This is a genomic window from Nonlabens dokdonensis DSW-6, from assembly GCF_000332115.1.
Lineage (GTDB): Bacteria > Bacteroidota > Bacteroidia > Flavobacteriales > Flavobacteriaceae > Nonlabens > Nonlabens dokdonensis.
In genome coordinates, this window is sequence record NC_020156.1 from 120,274 (window position 1) to 133,154 (window position 12,881).

11 protein-coding genes and 1 tRNA gene are annotated in these 12,881 nt (G+C 35.8%); 8 read left to right on the forward strand and 4 right to left on the reverse strand.

All coding sequences use genetic code 11. The annotated features are described in order from the left end of the window. Positions 1-91: 91 nt before the first annotated feature. Positions 92-496, forward strand: coding sequence for a DUF2306 domain-containing protein (locus DDD_RS00610; protein ID WP_015360753.1), 405 nt, complete (start codon positions 92-94; stop codon positions 494-496). A gap of 115 nt (positions 497-611) precedes the next feature. Here the strand turns inward: DDD_RS00610 and DDD_RS00615 are convergent, their stop codons facing one another. The 3 genes from DDD_RS00615 to hutI form a co-directional block, all read right to left on the reverse strand. Then, the gene (locus DDD_RS00615; protein ID WP_015360755.1) at positions 612-1,409 is read right to left on the reverse strand and encodes an MBL fold metallo-hydrolase; all 798 of its coding nucleotides are present in this window, start codon (positions 1,407-1,409) and stop codon (positions 612-614) included. Between the two features lie 346 nt (positions 1,410-1,755). Further along, positions 1,756-2,775, reverse strand: a complete 1,020-nt coding sequence (locus DDD_RS00625; protein WP_015360757.1) for a formimidoylglutamase — start codon at positions 2,773-2,775, stop codon at positions 1,756-1,758. Between the two features lie 147 nt (positions 2,776-2,922). Next, positions 2,923-4,173 (reverse strand): imidazolonepropionase, encoded by a 1,251-nt coding sequence (hutI, locus tag DDD_RS00630; RefSeq protein WP_041566812.1) that lies wholly within the window; start codon positions 4,171-4,173, stop codon positions 2,923-2,925. 127 nt (positions 4,174-4,300) lie between these two features. Between hutI and DDD_RS00635 the strand changes: the two genes are divergently transcribed. The 7 genes from DDD_RS00635 (at position 4,301) to DDD_RS00665 (ending at position 11,367) form a co-directional block, all read left to right on the forward strand. Continuing rightward, positions 4,301-5,455, forward strand: coding sequence for a trans-sulfuration enzyme family protein (locus DDD_RS00635; protein WP_015360759.1), 1,155 nt, complete (start codon positions 4,301-4,303; stop codon positions 5,453-5,455). A 361-nt stretch (positions 5,456-5,816) separates the two neighbouring features. Then, positions 5,817-6,533 (forward strand): bacillithiol biosynthesis deacetylase BshB1, encoded by a 717-nt coding sequence (gene bshB1, locus DDD_RS00640; protein ID WP_015360760.1) that lies wholly within the window; start codon positions 5,817-5,819, stop codon positions 6,531-6,533. Between the two features lie 119 nt (positions 6,534-6,652). After that, positions 6,653-6,728 (forward strand) — tRNA-His (locus DDD_RS00645). A gap of 209 nt (positions 6,729-6,937) precedes the next feature. Next, positions 6,938-9,037: a phosphate acetyltransferase gene (gene pta / locus DDD_RS00650; RefSeq protein ID WP_015360761.1), complete on the forward strand. Its 2,100-nt coding sequence runs from the start codon at positions 6,938-6,940 to the stop codon at positions 9,035-9,037. Between the two features lie 10 nt (positions 9,038-9,047). After that, positions 9,048-10,235, forward strand: a complete 1,188-nt coding sequence (locus DDD_RS00655; protein WP_015360762.1) for an acetate/propionate family kinase — start codon at positions 9,048-9,050, stop codon at positions 10,233-10,235. Between the two features lie 61 nt (positions 10,236-10,296). Next, positions 10,297-10,548, forward strand: coding sequence for a hypothetical protein (locus DDD_RS00660; RefSeq protein ID WP_015360763.1), 252 nt, complete (start codon positions 10,297-10,299; stop codon positions 10,546-10,548). A gap of 36 nt (positions 10,549-10,584) precedes the next feature. Continuing rightward, on the forward strand, positions 10,585-11,367 hold the full coding sequence (locus DDD_RS00665; RefSeq protein WP_015360764.1) for a DNA-formamidopyrimidine glycosylase family protein: 783 nt from the start codon (positions 10,585-10,587) through the stop codon (positions 11,365-11,367). 71 nt (positions 11,368-11,438) lie between these two features. Here DDD_RS00665 and DDD_RS00670 read toward each other — a convergent pair whose 3' ends face one another. Then, positions 11,439-12,434: a metal-dependent hydrolase gene (locus DDD_RS00670; RefSeq protein ID WP_015360765.1), complete on the reverse strand. Its 996-nt coding sequence runs from the start codon at positions 12,432-12,434 to the stop codon at positions 11,439-11,441. Between the last annotated feature and the right edge of the window lie 447 nt (positions 12,435-12,881).

Below are 12,881 nucleotides of genomic sequence, written 5' to 3' on the forward strand. Positions count from 1 at the left end.
TTTGACAGTTCACACTCTTTTTGAGACAGTTGAGTAAATAATCTAGATAGTTTACTTTCATAGTTCGTTATCTTTATAGAAACAAGCAACCATGACAGACCATTATTCTACTTTATATACCGTATTGATGTACACGCATCTCATCACAGTGATTCCTTGCGTTTTTGTAGGAGCTTATTTACTATTCTTCAGAAAAGGAACCAGATGGCATAAGTTACTAGGTAAGTATTACATGCTTTCCATGGTCATTACCGCCATTGTTTCATTATTTATGCCTGCGATGGTTGGACCACAATTTTTAGGACATTTTGGGTGGATTCATTTGTTTAGTTTTCTAACTCTTTGGTCTATTCCTACCGCTTTAATTGCCGTAAGAAAAGGACAAATCAAAAAACATAAAATAAAAATGGTGCTGCTTTACATAGGAGCGTTAATGATTGCAGGCGGTTTTACATTTGTACCTGGAAGATATTTGTACGAGGTGTTTTTTACATAGTGTTATTATGTTGTAATCTCGCTTTCGCGAAAGCGGAACTTCTCAAAATAGAAATCATAAAAAAAGGGAACTACCTGTAGAAGTAATTCCCTTTTTACTGATTTTAAGTGAGGTACTATCCTTTTATAGGATACCATTCCATTAAAGTTACCTCAATATCGTCGTTCTTTTCATTTACCATAGACTTAAATTTTTCTACATCCTGAAAACCATCAGTACCTCTGTAATGATAAGGAATTACTTCTTTAGGAGTGAAATCTAATACGGCGCTTGCAGCTTGATTGATATCCATCGTGTATGGTAAATTCATACACACAAAAGCTTTATCAATGTTATCTAAAGATCGCATCTCTGGAATATCTTCTGTATCGCCAGATATATATACTCTGTAACCGTTTTTCTCAAGTACATAACCATTACCTCTACCTTTTACGTGTTTATCTAGTCTTCCTTCTGTAATATTATACATAGGAATAGCTGTAATTTTTAATTCATTTCTTGTAGTAGTTTCACCGTTATTAACAACTATTAGAGGCTTTAAATCGTCAGATAATTTATCAGAAACAGCTTGAGGTGCAAAAAGAAAATTCTTCTCTGTTTTTACCGACTTAAGTGTTTCTTCATTCATATGGTCTCCATGAATATCAGTCACTAAGATAATTTCAGCCTCTGGCATACCTTCAAAAGAGGCTGCTCCACCTACAGGATCTACATAAATAATCTGTCCGTCCCAGTTCATTACAAAAGTAGCATGTGAAATAGGCATTATTTCAATCTCGTTCATGGCTTCTTCACTGTTCTCTGTAACTACCTCTGAGGTCATCGTTTCTTCCTCGACAACTTCTTCTTTATTTTCTTTACATGAAGCGGCTAGTAATGAAACAGCCATTAATGTGATCCATAATTTTTTCATTTGATTAATTTTTAAGTTGATCCAAAGTTATAGACACCTCAATTGTTTTTAGCCAAAATAAAATTAAAATCAATGGTAGTCGCTTTAAGAATAAATGAAGTACACCAAAACATAAAAGATCACACAAGCAATCAAACCAATTATAGACCTCAAAAAGTACTTTTTCTTTAAATCATTGATTTGTAACTGACCCAACTCTGAAGATCGTTCTTTACGATCCATATTTTGGAACTCTTTTCTGAAACTAGAAAGGTTTTTCAATACAAACAACAACCAAAAAACGGTTAAGAAAATTGGCAGAAACATTAATTGCCAATTATCTGAAAAAGAATATAAACCTACCATACTAAGGAAGGTCATTTACTAAAGTTGCTAGCGCCTTACCTACTTGGTTTTCATAACCATATTTTGGTGCTGCCTCACATATATGAATGTATGTAGGAAAAGAAGATGCTTGCTTAATAATCTCGCTTATTAAACTTCTTACTTCTTGAAATGAATACCCTACTGGAGATTGCGCACTAGATGGAAAATTTGCCACTACGTCCATATCTATTTCTAAAGAAAATCTTGATGAGTCTATATGTTGAAGCGCTACTTGAGCAGCGCTATCTGCAAGACCATTAATGGATCCATAGGGACTATAATTGATATTTAAATTTGAGTCTATAAGATCCACCATAGGCTGGCTCAAATAATTTTCTTGAATACCTAGTATATAGTAAGACTTTAAATAACCATCATGAATTGCATGATTAAAACCATTGCCACTATGCCTTCCTTTTGCAGCTCTTAGATCTGTATGTGCATCTATATTAATACAATCTACTGGTTTAGAATAACCACAAGCTCTAAGTAATGGATAACAATTATTATGTCCACCACCTATAACTATGGGTACTTTACCAGCTTCCATAATTTTAGTAGCGATTTCACTCACTCGCTGATCTAACAAAGAAACAAGGTCACTAAACTGTTTTCTATCTTTATGTTTTGATGGATTCAAATCCTTTGCCTGATTCATTAAATCTTCTGTGAATACATTTCCTAAAATACAAAAGCGACTTACATCATTAACTGATGTTTGTTGTAAGCTCAAAAAGGATTTCAAAAAAGCGTTCCACGCTTCACTCGCGCCTGCTCTACCCATATTTGCGCGCACTCCTATGTCTTCTGGAATACCAATGAGAATATATTTTGCTTTCACGTTAGAAAGTTCTTCAGTATCAACACAAATTTCTAGGGATTGAGCAAAAGAAATTGCGTCATCTTCTGATTCTAAACTATCTGCATCATTCAGATCATAACGATTAGAAACATAATGATCTCGATGCTCTTCTGTAAAAAGGGTAAAATGCTTGCTCATAACTTCAATTCAAAAATATGATATTTAACTATAACGTCATTATTATATTTTACTAGTAGACTGAACATAAACACTATATGATAAATCTCTCCTAATTTAAACCAAGGTGTAATAAAGTCCTTTCCTTTGGAAAGGATTTAGGATAGGCTAAATAAATACCCCATCAATAACCACTTGATCAATCACAACCTGACCAAAATTATAAGGAACAGCAGCTATACTCTCAATATTCTTAAAGATCAAAAGATTGGCTCTTTTTCCCTTAGTAATACTACCTAATTCATCTTGCATTTCTAAAGCATGAGCTGCATTCACTGTTAACGCATTAAAAGCACGTTGTGGTGTCATCTTCATTTTTATGCAGGCTAATGAGAATACAAAATTTAAATTTCCAGATGGCGTACTTCCTGGGTTGTAATCACTTGCCAGAGAAACAGCAATATCTCGATCGATCATTTCATTTACAGGGGCATAATCTAATCCTAGAAAAAACGAACAGCTAGGTAATGCCGTGGCAATTGTTTTTGCCTTTGATAACGCCATAAAATCTGTCGATTCCATCACTTCCAGGTGATCGACACTTACTGCTCCTGCTTTTACAGCAGCATCGATAGCGCCCAAAGAAGTAAACTGATTCACATGAACTTTTGCTTTTAAACCATAAGCACTTCCTGCCTCAATAATGCGCAACATCTCATCTACTGTAAAATAATTGGTCTCGCAAAAAACATCAATATAATCGGCTAGTTTTTCTTCGCCTATTTTAGGCAACATCTCATGAATAATCAACTTGATATATCCTTCTCGATCATTCTTATATTTCTCAGGAAAAGCATGTGCTCCCAGAAAAGTTCTTTTAATTGGTATAATATGATGGGTGGTTGTTCCGCTTTCGCGCAAGCGAGATACAACTCTCAATATTTTCAATTCACTTTCTACACTCAGTCCATAACCACTTTTAATTTCTATAGCAGTAGTTCCTTGAGCAACGACTTCATCCAGTCGTAAACGAGCTTGTTCAAAAAGCTCATCTTCTGTCATTTTTCCTAAAGCGGCCGCACTATTCAGAATACCACCACCACGGACAGCAATTTCTTCATAAGTCAATCCATGAATTCTATCTTCAAATTCCTTCTCACGCGTACCTGCAAATACTAAATGTGTATGACTATCTACATAACCTGGAGTAATGATTTTACCGGTGCAATCATAAACTTCTTCTGCAGGATGTGGATGAAATTCATCCATACTTCCATAATCTTTGATGAGACCATCTTCTATCCATAAAAAGGCGTTTTTGATAGAAGGCAATTCATCCATCTGTTTGCCACGTAAGAGATCTTTTCCATGTTCGCGTACTTGAATTAATTCCTTGATATTTGTAAAAAGTGTGCTCATAGCGTGAAGATAATTAACTCTCAAATAATAAAAGGAACTTTATACGATCAATTATAACTTTGCGCAAAGTCTCATATTTCACATTTAATTTACTTTTACCACTTACTATCTTAGTAATTTCGACACCATGAAAGAAAAACAGCATCCTAATTACCTTTGCGTCCATGCTGGACAGTTAAAAGACACGATTTACGGTGGCGCGACAGCTCCTATTTACACATCAACTGCTTATGATTACCGCGGTGAAGGAACAAATTTATATCCGCGTTATTTCAACACACCTAATCAGGTAGCGTTAGGTAAGAAAATGGCAGCTTTAGAACATACAGAGGCTGGAATGATTTTCGGTAGTGGTATGGCTGCAATTAGTGCCGTTTTTCTCGCATTTTTAAAAACTGGTGATCACATCATTTTACAACGAGCCATTTATGGCGGTACATCACATTTTGTCGCGGCAGAATTTGAGAAACTAGGTATTGAGTTCACCATGATCGAACATGTAAATAAAGAAAGCTTGCAAACTGCCTTAAAGTCCAGTACTAAAATGGTGTACATGGAAACACCTAGTAATCCGTTATTAGAGGTTACAGATATGACTTTGGTTTCCGCTTTCGCGAAAGCGAACTCCTTAACAAGCGTCATTGACAATACTTTTGCTTCTCCTATTAATCAGAATCCAGCCGATTTTGGTATCGATATCATTATACATAGTGCGACTAAATATTTAGGCGGTCACAGCGATATTTGTGCAGGAACGGTAAGTTGTAGTCAGCAGCACATGGATCAACTGTGGAAAACTGCAAAAAATTATGGAGGAAGTTTAAGTGACCAGACTGTTTACCTTTTAGAGCGAAGTATAAAAACTTTAGGATTAAGAGTGAAGCAACAATCTAAAACCGCAAAGAAAATAGCGCGGTTTTTAGAAAAGCATCCCGACATAAAAAAAGTAAATTATCCAGGATTAAAATCTCATCCACAATACACACTTGCCAAAAAGCAAATGAAAGCATATGGCGGCATGATGTCATTTGAATTAGAAGATCATATAAATGAAACCCTTTTCTTAGAGCTACTAGAGGTCATATTTCCAGCATTGAGCCTTGCTGGTGTGGAGAGTACAATTTTAGCACCTACCACTACTTCTCACAGCTTATTAACTCCAGAAGAAAGAAAAGAACAAGGCATCTCTGATCGACTTTTGAGGTTTTCTGTAGGAATAGAAGAAGCCAGCATCCTAATAGCCGACCTTGAAAACGCCATCAATAACAGTAGAAGTAAATAAATACCTTTGTTTTAAGGTATAAATCAATATAATCAAAAACTCCTTTCCTTAGAAAAGAAAAGGTGGCTTACACGAGCGGTAGCGAGTTTTAGTCGGAAAGGTTGAAAGATATTAGTTTCAAACGTTGAAGCTGCTTAGTTGGGATGAACGGCTTAAGAACATAAGAAATGAAATAATGCGATTGACAAAAGCAGAAAAAATTATTAATTACCACTAAAAAAACTCCTTTCCTTAGAAAAGGAAAGGTGGCTAACACGAGCGATAGCGAGTTTTAGTCGGAAAGGTTGAAAGTTGCCTCTGTAAACCGAGCAATTGTAAATAAGCAAATAACCACTTTCAATTCTAACGCAAAATTAAAAACATGAAATTAGATATACTAGCCATAGGCGCACATCCAGACGACGTAGAATTGAGTTGTGCAGGAGTTCTTCTTAAAGAACAATCATTAGGAAAAAAAACAGGAGTATTAGATTTAACAAGAGGTGAGTTAGGGTCAAGAGGTAGTGCTGTAATTAGAGATCAAGAAGCAGCTAATGCTGCAAAAATTCTCAAGCTTTCAGCTAGAGAAAATCTAGCTTTCAAAGATGGATTTTTCACTAATGACGAAGAACACCAACTAGAAATCATCAAGATAATTAGAAAGTATAAACCTGAAATAGTTCTTTGTAACGCGATAATAGATAGACATCCAGATCATGCAAAAGGATCTGAATTAGCTAGTGTAAGCTGTTTCCTTTCTGGACTAAAACGTATTGAAACCTTTCTAGATGGTGATAAACAAGAGCACTGGAGACCTAAACATGTTTATCACTACATTCAGTGGTTGGACTTAGAGCCTGATTTTGTTGTAGATATATCTGGATTTATTGACGGAAAAATGGCCGCAGTTCAGGCTTATGGGACGCAATTTTATAATCCCGATGATAAAGGCCCTAAAACTCCTATTAATTCTAAAAATTTCTTAGACTCTATTAAATATCGAAGCGCAAACTTTGGAAGAATCATAGGAACTGAACATGCTGAAGGGTTTATTAGTGAAAGACATCCAGCGGTAAACAGCCTTTTTGACCTGATTTAAAAAAATCAAAAAAAAACATCATTTATATTCTCAGTATTGAGAATTATATTAAATTTGCATCCGCTTAAAGCGAGTGGTTGAATTCTTGAGACCCACTTTAATAAAACTCACATTGATATGGTGGTTGTAGCTCAGTTGGTTAGAGCGCTGGTTTGTGGTGCCGGAAGTCGCGGGTTCGAGTCCCGTCTTCCACCCTTAAGAGTCCTTGAGTAATCTTGGACTCTTTTTTATTATTATAAGTCAATTTTTCTCATCTACATGCTATTCGCAAAGCAAAGACATGTTAAAATGTCTCGATTCAAATTAAATTTATTAGAGAAATACGAGCACTATTTAGACGGTTCTATTTGATAGTATTATTTTTATAGTCGACCTATTATATAGACCTATATCATTACTATCATATGACTAACAAAGCTATTTATATCACCACTATAGAACCACATAGTGGTAAGTCCATTGTTTCACTCGGTTTAATGCAACTTTTGCTTAGTAAGACGCCTAAAGTAGGTTACTTCCGGCCTATTATAGACGATTTTGAATCCGGTAAAATGGATAATCATATCAAGACCATTATCTCGTATTTTAATTTAGATCTCAAATTTGAAGACGCTTATGCTTTTACTCGTGGAGAGGTAATTGCTATGAAAAACTTAGATCAAGAGGATGAAATAATCAGCAAGATTATTGAAAAGTACAAAGCGGTTGAAGAGCAATATGATTATGTGTTAATAGAAGGTACAAGTTTTAGCGGTGAAGGTTCTCTTATTGAGTTTGATATCAATGTGGCTATCGCTAGAAACTTAGGAGTTCCTGCTATAATTTTGGCAAGTGGTGTAGATAAATCTTTAGAAGATCTAACGGGAAGTTTGCGCATCGCATTTGACTCCTTTAAAGATAAAGGCGTTGAAGTACTCGCTGTGATTGCAAACAAAGTGATGGAAGAAAATGCTCATCTTGTGGTGTCTAACCTTCAGAAAAAGTTACCTCAACAAGTCATCGTTAATGCAATACCGCTCAATCCTATTTTGGCAAATCCTTCCATAAAAGAAATTGTAGATGTATTAGATGCAACAGTGCTTTTTGGAGAAAATTATTTGAACAATCAAGCAGGATATTTCAGCGTTGGAGCGATGCAGTTGCGCAACTACTTGACTCACTTGAAAGACAACGGGCTTGTTATAACCCCAGGAGATAGAGCAGATATTATATTAGGCGCTTTGCAGGCAAATATTTCTGCAAATTATCCTTCGATTTCTGGTATTGTTCTTACAGGTGGTTTAGTACCTGAAGAATCCATTACCAAATTAATTGAAGGACTTTCTGATGTCGTTCCTGTGATCTCCGTTCAAGGCGGTACGTACTCGGTTACAAACAGGATAGGTGACATTAAATCACAGATCTATGCAGAAAACACGCAGAAAATTCAATCTTCCATTAAGGATTTTGAAAAGCATGTCAATGTTGATGCGTTAGTAGAACGATTGATCACTTTCAAAACAGAAAAAGTAACACCTAGAATGTTTCAATATAACTTATTGAAAAAGGCCAAAACTCATAAAAAACACATCGTCCTTCCTGAAGGTATGGACGAACGTATTTTGAGAGCCACAAAACAACTTACCGATATCAATGCAGTTGACATCACTTTATTGGGCGATAGAAAACAAATAGCTGATAAAATTGCTGCTTTAGATATTCAGCTAGATCTGGGTAAAGTGACTGTAATTGATCCAGCAAAGAGTGATGATTTTCTCGCTTTCGCGAAAGCGTTATACGAACTAAGAAAACACAAAAATGTCAATCTTGCGATGGCAAAAGACCTCATGGAAGATGTCTCCTATTATGGAACCATGATGGTATATCAAGGAAAAGCAGACGGAATGGTATCTGGAGCTGTACACACTACGCAACATACCATTTTACCGGCTTTACAATTCATTAAAACTAAACCAGATGCGTCAATAGTATCTTCTGTATTCTTTATGTGTCTAGAAGATCGAGTTTCTGTTTATGGAGATTGCGCGATCAACCCAAATCCAACTGCGCAACAACTCGCTGAAATTGCGATATCATCTGCCGCAACAAGTGAAGCTTTCCAGATTGATCCTAAAATTGCGATGCTCTCCTACTCTTCTGGTAGCTCTGGTGTAGGTGAAGATGTTGAACGTGTAAGAGAAGCTACGAGTATTGTAAAAAAAATGCGACCAGATCTAAAAGTAGAAGGTCCTATACAATATGATGCGGCGGTAGATATGAAGGTAGGAAAGACTAAAATGCCAGATTCCGAAGTGGCTGGACAGGCAAATGTCTTTATTTTCCCTGATTTAAATACTGGAAATAACACCTATAAAGCGGTACAACGAGAGACTAAAGCACTTGCCATAGGACCTATTATTCAAGGATTGAACAAACCTGTAAATGACTTAAGTAGAGGCTGCACGGTTGAAGATATCTTTAACACAGTGGTAGTTACTGCCATCCAAGCTCAAGAAAACTTTTAAGACGACATCGATGAATATTTTAGTATTAAACGCAGGCAGTTCTTCTATAAAATTCCAGCTACTACAACTTCCTCAAGGAAAAGTTGTTTGCAGCGGTATGGTAGAACGTATAGGTGGAAAAGATGCTATTCTTTCTTATAAAACGGATGCTACAGAATTTAAAAAAGAAACTGATGTTACTACTCATAAGAATGGTTTGACAAAGATTGTTTCTTTATTACTAGACCACGATAAAGGAGTTATTACTATTGTGAATGAAATCCATGCGGTAGGTCATAGAGTGGTTCATGGTGGTAAATTATTTACCGATACAACACTTATCAATGAGGAAGTAAAAGAGAAGATCAAAGAATTTTCTTCCTTGGCACCATTGCATAATCCGCATAATCTAGAAGGAATTCTTATCGCCGAAGAACTATTTCCTGAGGCAAAACAAATAGCTGTTTTTGACACTGCTTTTCATCAAACCATGCCTGTTAAAGTAAAAAAATATGCGTTATCAAATAAGTTCTATGACGAAAATGATATCCAGATTTATGGCTTTCATGGAACAAGTCATAAATATGTAACAGCAAAAGCATTGGACCACCTAAAACTTGAATCGTCTAAAATAATTTCTATCCATCTAGGTAATGGTTGCAGCATGACTGCTGTTTTGAATGGCAAAAGTGTGGATACAAGTCTGGGTTTTGCACCATCAAACGGCCTGATCATGGGTTCTCGTAGTGGTGACATAGATCATGCAATTATTTTTCACCTTGTCCATAAACTAGGATATGAAATCGAAGATGTTGAAAAAATGCTGACTAAAGAGAGTGGCATGCTAGGTCTCACCGGTCATGTAGATTTGAGAGATATTCAAGAAAAAGCTGCAAATGGCGACAAGAATTGCCAGCTAGCGCTTGAAATGAATGCCTACCGCATCAAAAAATACATAGGCGCTTATGCGGCTGCAATGAATGGTGTAGATGCTATCATTTTTACCGCTGGAATAGGTGAAAACTCTGCTCTAATTAGAAAAATGGCTTGTAGTGATATGGACTTCTTGGGTATTCAATTAGATCAGGATAAAAATGATGAACGAGCTGGAAAAATAAGAGAGATTCAGAACTCTGATTCCAAAGTTAAGGTTCTCGTGATTCCAACTAATGAAGAATTAGAAATCGCTTCTCAGGTTTATGATTTGGTAGCTCACTAAATGTATTTAGTTTATAGGGCGTTTTATCCAGCTTTCGCGAAAGCGGAAATATTATCTAACTATGATCCTTAAAAGAATCCATTTATTACCAGTAGGATATTCCATCGTTAAGTATCACGGCAAAAGTTATGGCGTTACTAGTACAGACTATAATAATGGCAAAAGCCACAAGGTTTATGCTGAAGAATTGGGTGGTACAGATTTTATAAGTTTAAATTATTACACGTTGAAATCTAAAAGCATAATCAAGCCTTGTGAAATGCCAGAAGAAAAGGTGGTAGATTTCTTAATGAAATATGAAATGCACTATTAGTTGTAACTATTTCCTTTAATTTTAAACAAAAACATCATGCCCGAATTACCAGAAGTCCATGGTTATAAAGTTTATATAGACAGTACCTGCCTCCATAAAAAAATCACTTCCATCGATTGCCGAGATAAAAGATTATTCAAAAAACCTGCAGCCGATTTTGAAACGTTTCTGGTAGGAGAACAACTAGTCAATACCGTTCGAATAGGTAAATATTTGTTTATTGAGACAAGCGGCGAGAAAGTACTGGTGATGCATTTTGGGATGACTGGTCGTCCTAAATACTATAAGTCAAAAGAAGACCGACCTAAATTTGGTCACATTGTCCTGACTTTTGATAACGATTTTCATTTTGCTTTTGAGAATAAAAGAAAATTTGGATGGTGGGATTTAATCGATGATATACAAGAGTATAAAGAAGAACATGGCCTGAGTGATGATGCCAGAGAATTGAGCTTAGACGATTTCAAGAATTCATTAAAAACTCGCAAAACACACATTAAAAAAGTACTTCTAGATCAAAGCGTTTGTGCTGGTGTAGGCAACTGGATGGCAGACGAGATTTTATACCAAGCAAAAACCCATCCTAAAATTAAAGTGGAAAACATGATGGAAAAAGGCATAGAAGATGTCTTTAACGCGATGAAAAAAGTCATCGAAGTAGCCATTGAAAAAGACGCACATTATAGCGATTTTCCTCAAGATTTTTTGATGCATTTTAGAGAAGAAGGCGGCATTTGTTTTCATACCAATGACGAGATCAAAAAAATACAACTAGGTGGAAGAGCGACATATTTCTCGCCTAATTGGCAAGTATTATAGTAGTTTCTTTACACTCTAATGAATGTATAATTATCTCGCTTTCGCGAAAGCGATATTCATAATAAACACCTCTAATTACCTTTTAAGCGTGTCCATAATTGTGACAGTAGTTTCTGAGGATTGCGCTCTCCTTTTACCTCTGTAAATTCTACTTTTCCCGAATCGTTTACTTCTATTAAATATTGAAAAACAAAATCCTGAGATTGTGGCTCGGTACTTAAAAGACCAAATCTAAGATCGTTGAAATAAAGCTGGTCCTCTTTTTTAGTGATCGTGTACCAGTTTTCAGAATTGTGGATCATACTTTGGACAGACTCATCATGAATTAGCTCTCCTAATAGCTGGTGATTTTTAGGATAAGATTCAAAACTGATGGGTTGTGAGTCGAGAAAAGAATAATCGGCTAATAAATAGGCATCTTCTACCTCTACATTTGCATTCCATAAAATGGTATTTAACGCAGCAGGCCTTGTATCCATCTGGATATAATCAATGTTTTGAGTAGCTAAGGCTTCTTGAAACTGAGAATATGCGGCCCACTTTAAAAAACAAGTCACTACCAGATAAGAAGAACTTACTATCAATCCCATTTTATTATAAAAGCTTCTTTTGCTCGCAGTACGTTTTTGCCTCATAGCAAGAATCAAAAACACTAAAAATGGCACTGTATAAAGTGGATCCACGACAAAAATAGTTTTAAACGCAAGCCTTAAATCAAATGGCCAGAACAACTGTGTTCCCCATGTGGTGTAGGAATCAAGAATAGGATGCGTCACAAATGCCCAAAAGAACAACCACGACCAGCCTTTTATATCTTTATATTTTTCATACCTAGAAACAAGCCAACCCAAAATAGGCGCAAACACTACTGAAAAAACAATGGAATGTGTAAAACCACGATGCATAGAAAGTGCGGTAACCGTATCGGTAAAATGAGAAGCAAGTACATCTAAATCTGGAATAGTTCCAGCAATAGCACCATATAACATTGCCTTATTACCTACTTTATTACCTAAAACAGCCTCTCCTACTGCTGCTCCAAGCACTATTTGTGTCAGTGAATCCATAAAGGCGTAAAAGTAGGGAAATATTGAAGTGAAAAGAAAGCCTCAGCAAATAGTAATTAAAAAGGAATTAAGGTACGACGTCAAAAACAAGTGAGTTCAAACTTTTAGAGGAAACTCTATTTTTGCTCAAATAGCCTGTTCATCAGATAAGTTAGCAGAAAATAAAAGCGGGATTTTTCAAAATGATTTTGAAAAATCCCGTTTAGTGACCTCGAAGGGACAGAGTTCAAACTTTTTGAGTTTAGATCTTTAATTATTTATTGATACTCACGAACAAGATTCGCTGCGCGCATCCCTCAAAGCTCCGCTTTGAAAATAAGAAAAGGTTAAAAGAAATTTTGAGTAAACTCAATTTCTCTTAACCTTTTCTTGTTTATTCGTGACCTTAAACGGACAAAGTTCAAACTTTTTGAGGGAAGATATTAGCCTAATACTTTCAAAATCAGT